This window comes from Microbacterium allomyrinae, assembly GCF_020682705.1.
Lineage (GTDB): Bacteria > Actinomycetota > Actinomycetes > Actinomycetales > Microbacteriaceae > Microbacterium > Microbacterium allomyrinae.
In genome coordinates this window covers 384,086-398,532 of sequence record NZ_JAGTTN010000001.1, presented here as the reverse complement: position 1 = coordinate 398,532, position 14,447 = coordinate 384,086, and the positions used below count along the sequence as shown (strand labels likewise).

Sequence of the window (14,447 nt, the reverse complement as noted above, 5' to 3'; positions counted from 1 at the left end):
CAGCGGGGGGTGATCGCTGATGGGCTTCGACAACCCTTCGGTGCCGTGGTCCGAGATGGAGCGCGTGCTGAGCGGCCGTCGCCGCCCGGGCGGGCCACCCGTGGGCGCCGACGGCGGCGACAGCCCGGCCTGGTCGCACAAGCGCGGACCCTACGTGCCGCCGCAGATCGAGCGCCCGGCCGAGGCGATCCCGTACGCCGAGCTGCACGCGCACTCGTCGTTCTCGTTCCTCGACGGCGCCTCCTCTCCCGAAGAGCTCGCCGAAGAGGCGGAGCGGCTGGGGCTGCACGCGCTGGCCATCACCGATCACGACGGCTTCTACGGCATCGTGCACTTCGCCGAGGCCGCCGAGACGCTCGCTCTGAAGACGGTGTTCGGTGCCGAGCTGTCGCTCGAGCTGCCCAAACCGCAGAACGGCGAGCCCGATCCTGTCGGAGCGCACCTGCTCGTCCTCGCGCGCGGCGAAGAGGGGTACCACCGGCTCGCGGGCGCCATCACGCACGCGCAGCTGCAGGGCGCCGAGAAGGGGCGTCCGGCCTACGATCTCGACGAGCTCGCGGCCCAGGCCGGGGGCGAATGGGCGATCCTCACCGGGTGCCGCAAGGGCGCGGTGCGCCGGGCGCTCGCGTCTGCGCCGGGAACGGCGGGGGCGGATGCCGCGGCCCGAGAGCTCGACCGGCTGGTCGCGCTGTTCGGGCGAGACGCCGTGCACGTCGAGCTCATCGACCACGGCAACCCTCTCGACACCCGCGACAACGCGGTGCTGGCAGAGCTCGCGCGCGAGCGGCGGCTGCCTCTTCTCGCCACGAACAACGTGCACTATGCGGTGCCCGAGCGGCAGCTGCTCGCGGCGGCGGTCGCCGCGGTGCGCGCGAACCGGGGTCTGGACGAACTCGACGGATGGCTGCCGTCGCACGCCGGCGCGCACCTGCGGTCGGGCGCCGAGATGGCGGAGAGATTCGTGCGGTATCCCGATGCCGTGGCCCGCACCGTCGCGCTGGCGGACCAGCTCGCCTTTCCGCTGCGGCGCGCGAAGCCCGCGCTGCCGAAGCAGAAGGTGCCCGAGGGACACACGCCGATGTCGTGGCTGCGGCAGCTGGTGTGGGAGGCGGTGCCCCACAGGTATCCCGATCTGACGCAGAACGACCGCGATCGCATCGAGAAAGAACTCGGGGTCATCGAGGCGAAGGACTTTCCGGGCTACTTCCTGATCGTGCACGGCATCGTGCAAGAGGCGCGGCGCCGCGGCATCCTGTGCCAAGGGCGTGGGTCGGCGGCCAGCAGTGCGGTCTGCTATCTGCTGGGGATCACCGCGGTCGACGCGATCAGATACAACCTGCCCTTCGAGAGGTTCCTGTCGAGCATGCGCGACGAAGAGCCCGACATCGACGTGGACTTCGACTCCGACCGGCGCGAAGAGATCATCCAGTGGGTCTACGGGGAGTACGGGCGCGAGCGGGCGGCCCAGGTGGCGAACGTCATCCAGTACCGCCCCAAGAACGCGATCCGCGACATGGCGAAGGCGCTCGGGTACTCTCCGGGTCAGCAGGATGCGTGGTCGAAGCAGGTGGAGGGGTGGGGGGCGCTCCTCGAGACGGGGGCCGGTCACGACATCCCCGATCAGGTGCTCGAGTTCGCGTCCGAGCTGCTGAAAGCGCCGCGGCATCTCGGCATCCACTCCGGCGGGATGGTGCTGACCGACCGGCCCGTGGGCGAGGTCGTGCCGATCGAGCACGCGCGCATGGAGAACCGCACGGTGATCCAGTGGGACAAGGACGACGCCGCATGGATGGGGCTCGTCAAGTTCGATCTGCTGGGACTCGGGATGCTGGCCGCCCTGCAGTACAGCTTCGACATGGTGCGGGCAGCCACCGGGGAGGAGTGGGAGCTGTCGACGATCCCGAAGGAGGAGAAGGCGGTCTACGACATGCTGTGCCGTGCAGATGCGATCGGCGTGTTCCAGGTGGAGTCGCGTGCGCAGATGGGGCTGCTGCCGCGCCTGCGGCCGCGCGAGTACTACGACCTCGTGGTCGAGATCGCCCTCATCCGGCCCGGTCCCATCCAGGGAGGAGCGGTGCACCCGTTCGTGCGGCGCAAGCTCGGGAAAGAGACGGTGACCTACCCGCATCCCAAGCTGAAGCCGGTGCTCGAGCGCACTCTCGGCATCCCGGTGTTCCAGGAGCAGCTCATGCAGATGGGCATGGCCGTCGGCGGACTCAGCGGCGAGGACGCCGATCTGCTGCGCCGGGCGATGGGATCCAAGCGTGGCATCGAGCGCATCGAGTCGCTGAAGGAGAAGCTCTACGCGGGGATGGCGTCGAACGATCTCGTGGGAGAAGACGCCGACGCGATCTACGCGAAGATCCAGGCGTTCGCGAACTTCGGGTTCGCCGAGTCGCATTCGCTGTCGTTCGCGCTGCTCGTGTACGCGAGCTCGTGGATCAAGCTGCACTATCCGGCCGCGTTCCTCGCGGGGCTGCTGCGCGCGCAGCCGATGGGCTTCTACTCGCCCGCGACCCTCGTGGCGGACGCCCGCCGCCACGGCGTCGAGGTGCACCGCCCCGACCTGCATCTGTCAGGGGTGGAGGCGGTGCTCGAGCCGGTCGATGGCCCCGGGCCCACCGGTATGGACTCCTGCACCCACCGCATCCAGCCGCCGGTGGGGACGTTCGACATCGATGCGCCCGACGAGTCCGCCGACCATCGCCGCGACGGAGGCTTCTCGGTGCGGCTCGGCCTTGCCGGAGTCAAAGGGGTCGGTGCGGCTGTCGCGCAGCGCATCGTCGCCGCACGTGAGGCCGAGGGACCCTTCCAGAGCCTTCGCGATCTCGTGCGGCGAACGAGCATCACCGCCGCGCAGCTCGAATCCCTCGCGACGGCGGGGGCGTTCGAGAGTCTCGGGCACAGCCGACGTGAGGCGATCTGGCTGGCCGGCTCGGCCGCGCAGGACCGGCCGGAGTTCCTGCCGGACTCCCTCATCGCGGTGCAGCCGCCGCTGTTCACCGACCCCACCAGCTACGAGGTGCTCGCCGCCGACCTGTGGGCCACCGGGGTCTCGACCGACGATCACCCCATGACGCACTACCGCTCCGGACTCGATGCACGCGGCGTCCTCACTTCGAGCGAGCTGCGCACCCACGAGATCGGACGCCGCATCGAGGTCGCAGGGCTCGTGACTCACCGGCAGCGGCCGGCCACGGCATCCGGGGTCACCTTCCTCAACCTCGAGGACGAGCACGGTCTGGTGAACGTCGTCTGCTCGGTGGGGGTGTGGAACCGCTATCGCCGCGTCGTGCGCGACAGTCCGGCGCTGATCGTGAGGGGGATGCTGGAGCGCTCGATCGAGGGCGTCACCAACCTCATCGCCGATCGCTTCGAGGACCTCCGCGTGGGCGTGGAGCACCGGGCGAGGGATTTCCGGTGATCGACGCCGACACGGAGGACGCGGAGGCCGAGGCCGAGGCCGCTAGATTCGACGGCGCCTGCCGGGAGTGACCACGGCGCCCACGACGGCCGCCTTGGCAACGGGGGAGGGGCCGGGGCCGACGGCCGAGGCGACGACGGCGGCCTTCGCGACCGGCGCCCCGATGACGCCGACTCGTCCGATTCGTGCTGGTCTCAGCGGCATCTCAGGCTCCTGTGGTTTCGAGTTCGGCGTCCGCCGCGAGTGACGCGACGATCGCTTGGATGGGAATGCGACCGTTGGCGATCAGCTGACCGCCTGCTCGCCGCGCAGCGGAGGCGAACGGTGCCGCCCAGAGATTCTCGTAGACGAGGACACCGGCGACGCTTCCCGGATCCATCGCGTTCGCAAGCTGCGCGACATCGTCGGCCGCGAGCAACTCGGCGAGTTCCGCCTCGATCTCGACAAGAGCCCCGAGATCAGTCGTGTCCGAGAGTTCGGCAGCGTCGATGACCCCGTCGTCGTCCTTGGTCAGAATGATCGCGTCGATCACCCGGATCGTCCCCGCATCCACAAGGCGGATCAGCTCCTCAACGATCTCGCCGCTGAAGTTCTGCTGCCCCGCGGGAAACTCGATCACCAGGAAGTCGACTGGCCCCAACTCGGAGAGTTCATGCTCATTCATCTGGTCTGTCCTCGTCGTTCGTCAGGCGCAAGAGCATCTTCCGCCTGACTGAGGATGGCGCCTCGCGGGGCGGTGCGGCATCACCCGCAGGGAGTGATTCGCTTTCGGTCTCGGCATAGTCCCCGACGAGAAGACCCCACCATCTGCCGCACCGCCGGCCGAATGCCTTCGGTGATCGACGCGGGGGATCGGATGCTCCACACTGGTCCGATGAGAGCCGTCGTGTACGACAGATATGGCTCGACCGACCAGCTGCGGATCGAAGACGTCCCCGTGCCGGCACCGAGGCCGGGCGAGGTGCTCGTCGAGGTGGTGGCGACATCCGTCAATCTGAGCGATTGGGAAGCCCTGCGCGGCACCCCCGCGTACGCCCGCGCCAGCGGCGGCCTGCGTCGCCCGCGCCGCCACACTCTCGGCTCCGATATCGCCGGACGAGTCGCGGCAGTGGGCGGGGGAGTCGAGCGCTTGCGCGTGGGCGACGAGGTGTACGGCGACAACCTCCTGCTCAAGGGCGGGTTCGCCGAGTTCGCCGTCGCTCCCGAGTCGGCGCTCGCCGTCAAACCTGGCGGCATCACCTTCGCCGAGGCATCCACGATCCCGCAGGCGGGTGCGATCGCGCTGCAGGCCCTCGCGCGCGGGCGAGCAGGCGAGCGGATGCTGATCAACGGCGCCGGCGGAGGCTCGGGCATGTTCACGCTGCAGCTCGCCAAAGCGGCGGGCCTTCATGTGACGGCGGTCGACAATGCCGGCAAGCTCGGCTTTCTGCGCGAGCTCGGCGCCGACGAGGTGCTCGACTACCGCACGCAGGACTTCACACGCACAGGGCCCTACGACCTCATCATCGACTTCGTCGCGCACCGTTCGGTGTTCGCATATCGTCGGGCGCTCTCGCCCGGTGGCCGCTACTTCATGGTCGGGGGAACGGCGCGGACGATCCTGCGGCTGCTCACGGTCGGCTCCGTCATCGGCCCGCTGTCGGGCCGGCGCCTGCAGCTTCTCGTGATCCACGAGGGACCGGAGCACTTCTCGCCGCTGACCGAGCGGATCATCGCCGGCGACGTGAAGATCCACATCGACAGCCGGTTCGCGCTCGACGAGGTGGCCGCCGCGCTCGAGCACCATGGCGAGGGCCGCGCCCTCGGCAAAGTCGTGGTCGAGGTGCGCCCGGGCTGATCGCACCGCTCGGCGCGGCGGGTCACCGCTCCGGCGATCGCGTCGCTGCCCGGCCGGACCACGTGGGACCGGCTCAGTACGGCACGATCATGCGCCTGCCGAAGGGCCGGCCGGACCACACGGGAGACCCGTCAGTACGGCACGATCATCGGAGTGCCGAAGTGCGGGTCGGGAATCACCGAGCACGACAGCCCGAACACGCTCTCTACGCTCTCGGCCGTGACGATGTCGGCCGGTGCTCCCGACGCCACGACGTGGCCGTCCCGCATCATGACGATCCGGTCAGCGAATCGTGCCGCCTGGTTGAGGTCGTGGAGCACGGTCACGACCGTGCGCCCCTCGTCCCTGAGGGCGCGGAACAGCTTCAGCAGGTCGTACTGGTGCGAGATGTCGAGAAAGGTCGTGGGCTCGTCGAGCAGCATGATCGGGCTCTCCTGCGCCAACAGCATCGCGATCCACACGCGCTGCCGCTGGCCGCCGGACAGTTCGTCGACGAGGCGACTCGCGAGCTCCTGCGTGCCCGTGGCCTCGAGCGCGGCGTCGACCGCGTCGCGATCGGTTCGCGACCACTGCCGCAGGAGCGTCTGATGCGGATGCCGGCCCCGACCGACCAGGTCGGTGACGCGGATGCCGTCGGGCGCGATCGACGTCTGCGGAAGCAGACCGAGCCGGCGCGCCACCTCTTTCGACGGATAGTCGCTGATCGCCCTGCCGTCGAGGATCATGGTGCCCTCGACCGGCTTGAGCAGTCGCGCCATCGCGCGCAGCAGCGTCGACTTGCCGCAGGCGTTCGGTCCGACGATGGCCGTGAACGATCCCGCCTCGATCTCGACGCTCAGGTTCTCGGCGATCACCGCCTTGTCGTAGGCGAGGGTGACATTGCGCGCGGCGAGTGTCGTGTTGTCGGCATCCGTCGTGGCATGGTGCGTCGTCGTATCGGTCATGCTTTTCTCGCTTCGTGGATCAGGAGCCAGACGAGGTAGCCGCCGCCGAGGGCGACGGTCACCAGACCCACCGGCAGCTGAGTGGGCGCGAACAGGCGTTGTGCGATCACGTCGCTGCCGACGAGGAGTGCGGCGCCGACGGCGGCGGACCCGGTGAGCGTGACACCGGCGCTGCCGGTGATGCGACGGCCGATCTGCGGGGCTGCCAGGGCGATGAAGGCGATCGGTCCGCAGAGCGCGATGACGACGGCGGTGAGCCCGACGCCGACGAGGACCAGCAGGATGCGGACCACTCCGGTGCGCACACCGAGCGCCGTGGCCGTGTCGTCGCCGAGTTCGAGCAGATGCATCCTGTCGGCGAGCACGGCACACGCCACGGCGAGTGGCGCGAGGAAGAGCAGCGACGGGCCGACCTGCTCCCAGCCCAGTCCGTTGAGGGATCCCATGCCCCACGCGGAGGCCATCATGGCGACGTAGAGGTCGGCATTGAGGATGAGCCAGGTGTTGACCGAGGCGAGCATCGCGCTGACGCCGATGCCCACGATGATGAGCCGGAAGCCTTGGAACCCGCCTCGCCATGCCAGGAGGTAGACGATCACGGCGGCCGCGAGCCCGCCGAGGAACGAGCCGATCGCCGTGCTCACGAAGCCGGAGGCTCCGGCGGTCATGATCAGCAGCGCGCCGGTGTAGGCCCCGGCGTCGAATCCGATGATGTCGGGGCTGCCGAGCGGGTTGCGGGTCAGCGATTGGAAGATGGCGCCGGCGGCGCCGAGCGCCGCACCGAAGACGAGCGCGAGCAGCACGCGGGGCAGCCGCCACTCCACGACGACGAGGGTGTTCTTCGGTGTGCCGACGCCGACGAGCGCGGCGATCACATCCGAGGGAGCGACGAAGAAGTCGCCGAGGCACAGCGCCAGGATGCCGAGACACAGCGCCAGCAGCACGATCGCCACGGTGGCCACGACTCCCCGCAGCCGGATCCGGCGGGTGAACGGGCCGCGTTCGATCGCGAACACGCGCGGGCCGTGGATCGTGGCGGTCACAGCCCGCTGGCCTTTCGTCGGCGCACGAGTGCGATGAGGACGGGAGCGCCGATGAAGGCGGTGACGAGTCCGACGGAGAGTTCGCCGGTGGGCAGGATGAGCCGGGCGACGATGTCGGAGACGATCAGCAGCAGCGGTGCACCCAGCACGGTGCCGACGAGGATCCACACCTGGTGCGGACCGACGAGCCAGCGCACCGCATGGGGAACCATCAGGCCGATGAAGCCGATCGGTCCCGCCGCTGCGGTGGCGGCGCCGCACAGCAGCGTGACGGCCACGATCGACAGGATGCGTGTGCGCATCACGTGCGAGCCCAGTGCCGTGGCGAGGTCGTCGCCGAGGGCGAGCGCGTTCATGCTCGGGCCGAGGGCGAAGGCGATGGCGAGACCGACGACGATGAAGGGGAGCACCGTGTTGACGTCGGAGGTGAGCGCCTGGAGCGAGCCGGCGGCCCACGTGCGCATCTCGTTGAACACCTGGGGGCGAAGGAGCGAGATTCCCCCGGTGATCCCCGCGAGCACAGCGCCGAGCGCGACGCCCGCCAGCGTCATGCGCAGCGGGTCGGCACCGCCACGACCGGCGGATCCGATCACGAAGACCAGCAGCGTCGCCAGGGCCGCGCCCGTGAACGCGAACCAGATGTACTCCAGCGCACCGCTGGCGCCGGCGAACGCGACTCCCGCGACGATGCCCGCGCCCGCACCCGCGTTGACGCCGAGGATCCCCGGGTCTGCGAGCGGGTTGCGGCTGAATCCCTGGATGAGCGCCCCGGCGATGCCCAGGGCCGCCCCGACGCCGAGCGCGATGACGGTGCGGGGTATCCGCATGTCGCGCACGATGAGCGCCGACTGCGGATCGGTTCCGAGGAGCCCCTCCCACACCTCGAGCGGGCTGAGGCGCTGGGACCCCAGGAAGATGCTCGCGATGCAGGCCAGGACCAGCGCGACCGCGAGCAGCGTCACGGCCAGCGCCCGGCGTGGGGGAGCGGCCGTCGCCGGCTTCTCGAGGACTGAGGCGCTCATGCGTCAGAGGCCCAGTTTCTCGAGTTCCGCCTCGTACTCGTCCTCGATCTCTTCGCCGTCGCGCTCATCGTCGTCCCACATCGCCGCCAGGCGGGTGCGGTCCGTCTCGGGCAGGTTGTCGTACTTCTCCCGCCACTGCTCGGCGTTCTCGGTCCAGTATCCGACGATCTTGTAGGCGGCGGCGGCGAGTTTGAGCTCGTGGCGGAGCAGGCGACGGATGCCGCGGGTCGCCTTGGTCTCGCCGGCCACCCAGACGTAGCCCGGCCCCGAAGGCAGCTCGGCGGAACGCACGATCTCTTCGATGCGGGTCGGGCCGTGCCCGTTCCCGCCGTGCACCCAGTGCAGCTCGACGTTGGGCGGCAGCACCACGTTCTGCTCGTGTTCGGCGGACGAGACCTCGATGACCACGCGGGTCCGCACGCCGCCCGGTGCGGTCTCCGCGAGTCGGAGCGCGGCGGGCAGTCCCGTCGCATCCGCGACCAGCAGCTGCCACGTGATGTCGGCGGGCGGGTCGTACAGACCGCGCGGCGTGTTCACGCCCACGACGTCGCCCGGCTGCGCGGCGAGCGCCCATGCTGCGGCGATGCCGCCCTCGTGCACGACGAAGTCGATCGTGAGCTCGCGCTGCGCCCCATCCCACTTGCGCACGGTGTAGGTGCGCAGCGGAGCAGGCTCGACGCCCTCCGGGTAGTCCCAGTAGCCGTCCTCCGTGGCGAACGGCAGGGTCGGCTCGGCACGCTGCTCGAACGGGAAGAAGATGCGGAAGTACTCGTCGCCGACCCCGGTGGATTCGAAGCCCTCGAGCCCTTCGCCGCCGAACACGACGCGCATCATCCCCGGAGTGAGCCGCTCCACGCGGAGCACTTCGAGCCGGTGGATCCGGTTGGCGCTCATCCGAGCAGCGCCGTCGCGACGGTCTCGAGGAAGGCGCGCTGACCGCTGGGCGAGCCGTAGATCATCTCGTAGTTGTAGCCGTAGATCTCGCCGTTCTGCACGAAGCCGAGCTGGTTCCACAGCGCGTTGCTGGTGAGAGCCTCCTCCTCGCTGATGAGGCCGGAGCCGTCTTCGTTGACCGGGGTGAAGATCACGTCGATCGCGTCGAGCTGGCCGAGCTGCTCCATGCTGAACTTCGTGCCGTCGCCGGCGGGCAGGCCGTTCTCATCCGCCATCATCATCGGCGACACCTGCAGACCGAGGTCGGTGAACACGAGCGCGGGCACACCGTATGTGCTGGTTCCCGCCTCGCCCTCGTAGAACGACACGTCGGCCACGACCGGGTCGATGCCGGCGGCATCGAGCTCGGCGCGGATCTCGGCGACGCGGGCCTCGTAGTCGTCGGTCCAGGCCTGCCACTGCGCTTCGCGACCCAGGTCGATGGCGGCCTGGTGGAACGAGTCGCGCCAGTCCGCGCCGTCGAACGCGTTGTAGGTGTAGGTCGGGGCGATCTTCTGCAGGTCCGCGTCGAGGTCCTCTTCGTATCCGAGCCCGTTGAGGATGAAGTCGGGCTCGGCCTCGAGGACCTTCTCCAGGTTGAACTCGGGGAAGTTGCCGAATACCGCGAGCCCCTCGAGCTCCTCCTGCGGGAAGAAGTCGGGGAAGGCGGTGAAGTCGTCGCGCACCGGCTGCGTGCCGGCGAGCGGGATGCCGAGGGTGATGAGCATGTCGACGTCGGTCGTGTAGAAGCCGAGCGCCGCCTGCGGGTCGTTCGGCATCTCGATGGTGACGCCGGCCGGAGTGTCGACGGAGGTCGTGTCGGTCGTGGTGGCGCTGCCTGCGCTCGAAGCGCACGAGGTGAGGAGCAGCGCCGAGGCGCCGAGCAGGGCGACGGTCGCGAGTGAGTGAGCGCGCATGACGCGGCCTTTCATCAGGGGAGGGAGTTAGCCAAGGGTTACCTAACCTCGCCCAAGTATTCACCCCGAGATGTCGTCCGGGCGCCAGAACGTGTCGCGGTCAGGACAACCTCTGCCCGATTCCGGATCTGGCACCGGCGAACTCGCCCGGTGTGTGCCCGATCTCGCGCCGGAACGCCTGCACGAACGCGCTCGGCGTGGCATAGCCGACCCGTGCGCTGACCGACACGACGGAGTGGTCGGCAGCAAGCCATTCGATGGCGCGCCGGATGCGGGCACGAGTGCGCCATTCCGCGAAGCTGAGACCCGTCTCGGCGACGAACAGCCGCGAGAGGTTGCGTGCACTGGCTCCCACTTCGCGTCCCCACTCGTCGAGGGATCGCGCGTCGGCGGGGTCGTCGAGCAGCATCTCGGCCACCCGGCGCGTTCTGTCATCGGAAGGAAGCGGAAGATCCACCGTCGTGAGCATCACCGGTTGGAGGAGCCAGGTGACGAGTTGCTCGGCATGCCGGCGCGCATTCACGGGGAGACGGGATTCGTCCGCGAGCCGGGTGAGCAGCGCCTGGTTCAGTTCCGGCATCGCGACCGCGGTGGTCTTGTCGCCCGGGGATCCGAGCGCCGGATCGAAGTACGTGCAGCGGAACGTGGTTCTGGGGGCGGCGACGACCCGGTGCATCACTCCCGCGGGTATCCAGATTCCGAGAGCGCTCGGCACGGCGAACCATCCGTCGTCCGTCTCGACCGTCAAGGTGCCGCGAGTGCCCCAGAGAAGTTCGTGCATGTCTTCGTGCGCGTGGCGGTCCCACTCGACCCGTTCGGCCACAGCGATGTCGACGGTGTCGACGCGCCACGGATCCGGCTCGGGGTCCTGTCTGCTCCACGACATGATCTGTCCGCCTGTCGTCTTGTCGCCACGAGTAAGGCGAACCTAAGCTACCACTTCGTGCCCCTTGTTGATTCTGTGCCCGCCGTGGTGCCTGCGACACTCATCCGGCGTGGTCAGCGCGGACGCGTCGCGCTCGCATCGCTGGGGTTCTCGCTCCATCAATCGTGCGAAGCACTCGTGCCGATCGTCGTCGGGATCGCGATCGATGTCGCGATCGCCCCGTCGGATCCGTGGCTGCTGCTGGGAACGCTTGCGGTGCTCGCTGTCGTGTTCCTCACGCTGCTGTCGGTGTGGCGCATGGGAGAGCTCGCGGCCACGCGTGCCTACGTGGAGACCACGTACGGCGATCGGCGCGGCCTGATCGCCCGGCTGCTCGCGCCGAGGGTGTCCTTCCCCGGCCCCGCCGGGCAGATGCTGTCCACGCTCTCGTCGGATGTCGACGAGGCGGCCACCGTCGTCTGGACCATCTCGCGGGCCATAGCTTCCGGCGCTGCCGTCCTCACGGCATCCATCGCCCTTCTGGTGATCTCGCCGCCTCTTGCCGCGCTCGTGCTCGTCGGCACCCCGGTCGTGATGGTCGTGCTGCACTTCTGCACGAGGCCGCTCGAGCGACGCAGCAGCGCCGAGCAGGAAGCGCTCGCCGCGTCGTCCGCCCTGGCCGGCGATCTGCTGTCGGGCCTTCGTTCGGTGAAGGGGCTCGGTGCCGAGGATGAGGCGATCCGCCGCTTCCGCCACGTCAACGAGCGCTCGCTCCGAGCGGCGCTGCGCGCGTCGTACGCGGAGGGTGCCTTCACCGGCGTCAGCTCGTTGATCTCGGGCGCCTACCTCGTGCTGCTCGCCGCCATCGCCTCGGCCGCTGTCGTCGCGGGCGATCTCACGCCGGGTCAGCTCGTGACCGTCGTCGGCCTCGCGCAGTTCCTGCAGTGGCCCATCGCCGGACTCGGTCTCGTCGGAGCCCAGATGGCCCGTGTGCGTGCGTCGGCCGGGCGGATGGACGTTCTCGCCGGAACTGTCTCCGGGCCGGGAAGCCAGATCGAGCACGGCCCGGGGGACGTGAGGATTCGTGGACTGCGCCTGCCGTCCGGAGGCGAGCTCACCCTCGACGTGCCCGCCGGGAGCATGGTCGGGCTGGTGCTCGACGAGGAGGACGCCATCGCCGCGCACGATCGCCTCGCCGGTCTCGGTCGATCGGACGACGGACACGTCCACATCGACGGCGTGCCGCTGGTCGGGCCGCCCGCGGCCGGTGCGCGGCCGGGGCTGATAGCTCCGCCGCACGAGCCGGCGCTGTTCACCGGCACGGTGGGCGACAACGTCGTTCCGCGTGGATCGGCGCTGGACGATGCCCACGTCAGAGCGGCCGCCGAGGCGGCGGCGCTCTCGGACATCCTCCTCGTCGAGGGGTGGGGTCGTGAGATCGGAGAGCGGGGGCGGCTGCTCTCCGGCGGCCAGCGTCAACGCGTCGCGCTCGCGCGTGCGCTCGCCGCGGATCCTGCGGTGCTCGTGCTGCGCGAGCCTGCGACATCCGTCGACGCCGTCACCCAGGCGGGGATCGCCGAAGGGATCCGCCGGCACCGTGCCGGCCGGACCACGCTGCTCTTCACCACCAGCCCCGCGCTGCTGAGCATGTGCGACGTGCTCGTGGATGCGTCGGGCGAGGAAGCGGCCGTCGTGGATGCGGCACCGAGCGAAGGCAGGACCCGAGCATGAGTCTTCCGCTTCCGATTGCGACGCCGGTGCGAACGCGGCGTGCGATGCGCGACCTCGTGACAGGACACGTGCCGGGCTTCGTGCGGGCGCTGGTGGCTTTGCTCGCCGGTGCGATCGCCGGGGTTGCGACGCCGCTGCTGCTGGGCGAGATCGTGGATGCCGCGGTCGGCGACGAGGCGGATCACCGACGGCTCGTCCCGCTCCTCGTCGCGCTTGCCGTCCTCGCCGTGCTGCTGGCCGTCTTCGCGGTCTGGTCCCGCGTCGCGGTGGCGCGGCTGGGGGAGCGGATGCTGGCGAAGCTTCGCCTGGACGTCTTCGTGCACGTGATGCGCCTTCCCGAGCGACGCATCGAAGCGGCCGGCCGCGGCGAGGTGATCTCGCGTGTGACCGCCGATGTCGCCGTGGTCGGCGACACGGTGTCGTCGATTCTGCCGGGCGCCGCGTCGGCGGCATTCCTCGTGGCGACCTCGGCGGTCGGACTGGCCTTCATCGACCCGCGCCTGACGCTCGCCGCACTTCTGGCCGTGCCGCTTCAGGTGATGGCCGTTCGCCTGTATCTGAAGCGGTCGCAGCCGCTGTACCGAGCGTCGCGTGCGGCCGCGGGTGCCCGATCCCAGCTCACGCTGGAGGCGCTGGATGGCCACGCCACGGTCACCGCGTTCGGGTCCGGCCCCGAGTTCGAGGGGCGCATCGACGACGCGGCGCGACGGGAGGCCGACCTCGTGCTCGCGGCGACGCGCGTGGGTGCCCGGTTCTGGGGGCGGCTCAACATCGCAGAGTTCATCGGGCTGGCTGCGATCCTGGCGGTCGGGTGGCTTCTCGTCTCCACCGGTGCCGGCACGGTGGGCGCCGCGACGGCGGCCGCGCTCCTCTTCATGCAGCTCTTCGGCCCGATCGGCACGGTTCTTGCGAGCTTCGACGATCTGCAGCGTGCGGCGGCGAGTCTTGCCCGCCTCGTCGGCATCCTCGATGAGCCGGCCGCCGAGGAGCGCGCTCGTCCGCAGGCGCAGGCATCGACGGGCGCCGCGGTGTCGCTGCAGGATGTGACCTTCGCCTACGGCACACGCGATGTGCTCTCGGGTATCACTTTCGACCTTCCCCACGGCGGGCATCTCGCGATCGTCGGTGCGAGCGGAGCCGGAAAGAGCACCATCGCCTCGCTGGTCAATGGGGAACTCGCGCCCTCTGGCGGGGCGATCGGGTTCGGCACGCACTCCTCGCGCGTCGCGCTCGTCAGCCAGGAGAACCACATGTTCGCAGGTTCCATCCGGGACGATCTGAGGATCGCGAAGCCGGATGCCGGCGACGACGAGCTGCACCGGGCGCTCGCTGTCGTCGGTGCGTCGTGGGTCGAAGATCTCGCCGCCGGGCTCGACACCAGAATCGGCGACGGTGGGGCGGTTCTCACCGAGACGCGTCGGCAGCAGCTCGCCCTGGCGAGGGTGGAGCTGTTCGCGCCCGACGTCCTCATCCTGGACGAGGCCGCGTCCGAGGCGGGAGCGAACGGCGACGGCGAGCTGGGTCACGCGGCGACCGCGTTGGCCGCACGTCACACCACGATCACGATCGCGCACCGGCTCGATCAGGCGGCGACGGCCGACACCATCATCGTTCTGGATGCCGGCAGGATCGTCGAAGAGGGCACTCACGAAGAACTCCTCAACGCGGACGGTGCGTACCGCCGCCTGTGGGACACGTGGCATCAGCGCCCGGCGTCCTGAGTTCGTCGCG

Annotated in this window: 12 protein-coding genes; 4 read left to right on the top strand and 8 right to left on the bottom strand. The window is 69.8% G+C overall.

Going from position 1 to position 14,447, the window contains the following annotated elements; translation table 11 throughout:
* Window positions 1–19: 19 nt before the first annotated feature.
* Window positions 20–3,424, top strand: a complete 3,405-nt coding sequence (locus tag KEC57_RS01860) for an error-prone DNA polymerase (protein ID WP_229382813.1) — start codon at window positions 20–22, stop codon at window positions 3,422–3,424.
* Window positions 3,425–3,466: 42 nt separating this feature from the next.
* Here the strand turns inward: KEC57_RS01860 and KEC57_RS01855 are convergent, their stop codons facing one another.
* Entirely contained in the window at window positions 3,467–3,628 is a 162-nt protein-coding gene (locus KEC57_RS01855) for a hypothetical protein (protein ID WP_229382812.1), read from the bottom strand.
* A 1-nt stretch (window position 3,629) separates the two neighbouring features.
* Window positions 3,630–4,088 (bottom strand): DUF6325 family protein, encoded by a 459-nt coding sequence (locus KEC57_RS01850; protein ID WP_229382811.1) that lies wholly within the window; start codon window positions 4,086–4,088, stop codon window positions 3,630–3,632.
* 210 nt (window positions 4,089–4,298) lie between these two features.
* On the opposite strand from KEC57_RS01850, the gene KEC57_RS01845 reads away from it, so the two are divergent.
* A complete protein-coding gene (locus KEC57_RS01845) occupies window positions 4,299–5,261 on the top strand; it encodes an NAD(P)-dependent alcohol dehydrogenase (protein ID WP_229382810.1) in 963 nt (320 codons plus the stop codon).
* A 131-nt stretch (window positions 5,262–5,392) separates the two neighbouring features.
* Here the strand turns inward: KEC57_RS01845 and KEC57_RS01840 are convergent, their stop codons facing one another.
* The 6 genes from KEC57_RS01840 to KEC57_RS01815 form a co-directional block, all read right to left on the bottom strand.
* Window positions 5,393–6,205, bottom strand: a complete 813-nt coding sequence (locus KEC57_RS01840) for an ABC transporter ATP-binding protein (RefSeq protein ID WP_229382809.1) — start codon at window positions 6,203–6,205, stop codon at window positions 5,393–5,395.
* Complete coding sequence (locus tag KEC57_RS01835; protein WP_229382808.1) at window positions 6,202–7,248, bottom strand: FecCD family ABC transporter permease; 1,047 nt, start codon at window positions 7,246–7,248, stop codon at window positions 6,202–6,204. Before KEC57_RS01835 ends, KEC57_RS01840 begins: the two co-directional genes overlap by 4 nt.
* Window positions 7,245–8,270 carry an iron chelate uptake ABC transporter family permease subunit gene (locus tag KEC57_RS01830; protein WP_229382807.1) on the bottom strand — a complete coding sequence of 342 codons (1,026 nt, stop codon included), beginning with the start codon at window positions 8,268–8,270 and terminating at the stop codon, window positions 7,245–7,247. Before KEC57_RS01830 ends, KEC57_RS01835 begins: the two co-directional genes overlap by 4 nt.
* Before the next feature lie 3 nt (window positions 8,271–8,273).
* Entirely contained in the window at window positions 8,274–9,164 is an 891-nt protein-coding gene (locus KEC57_RS01825; protein ID WP_229382806.1) for a siderophore-interacting protein, read from the bottom strand.
* Window positions 9,161–10,120: an ABC transporter substrate-binding protein gene (locus tag KEC57_RS01820; protein WP_229382805.1), complete on the bottom strand. Its 960-nt coding sequence runs from the start codon at window positions 10,118–10,120 to the stop codon at window positions 9,161–9,163. The genes KEC57_RS01825 and KEC57_RS01820 overlap by 4 nt, the downstream gene beginning before the upstream one ends.
* Before the next feature lie 100 nt (window positions 10,121–10,220).
* Window positions 10,221–11,006 (bottom strand): helix-turn-helix domain-containing protein, encoded by a 786-nt coding sequence (locus KEC57_RS01815; RefSeq protein ID WP_229382804.1) that lies wholly within the window; start codon window positions 11,004–11,006, stop codon window positions 10,221–10,223.
* 57 nt (window positions 11,007–11,063) lie between these two features.
* On the opposite strand from KEC57_RS01815, the gene KEC57_RS01810 reads away from it, so the two are divergent.
* Both KEC57_RS01810 and KEC57_RS01805 read left to right on the top strand, forming a co-directional pair.
* The gene (locus tag KEC57_RS01810; protein ID WP_229382803.1) at window positions 11,064–12,716 is read left to right on the top strand and encodes an ABC transporter transmembrane domain-containing protein; all 1,653 of its coding nucleotides are present in this window, start codon (window positions 11,064–11,066) and stop codon (window positions 12,714–12,716) included.
* Complete coding sequence (locus KEC57_RS01805) at window positions 12,713–14,437, top strand: ABC transporter ATP-binding protein (protein WP_229382802.1); 1,725 nt, start codon at window positions 12,713–12,715, stop codon at window positions 14,435–14,437. Before KEC57_RS01810 ends, KEC57_RS01805 begins: the two co-directional genes overlap by 4 nt.
* The last annotated feature ends 10 nt before the right edge of the window (window positions 14,438–14,447 follow it).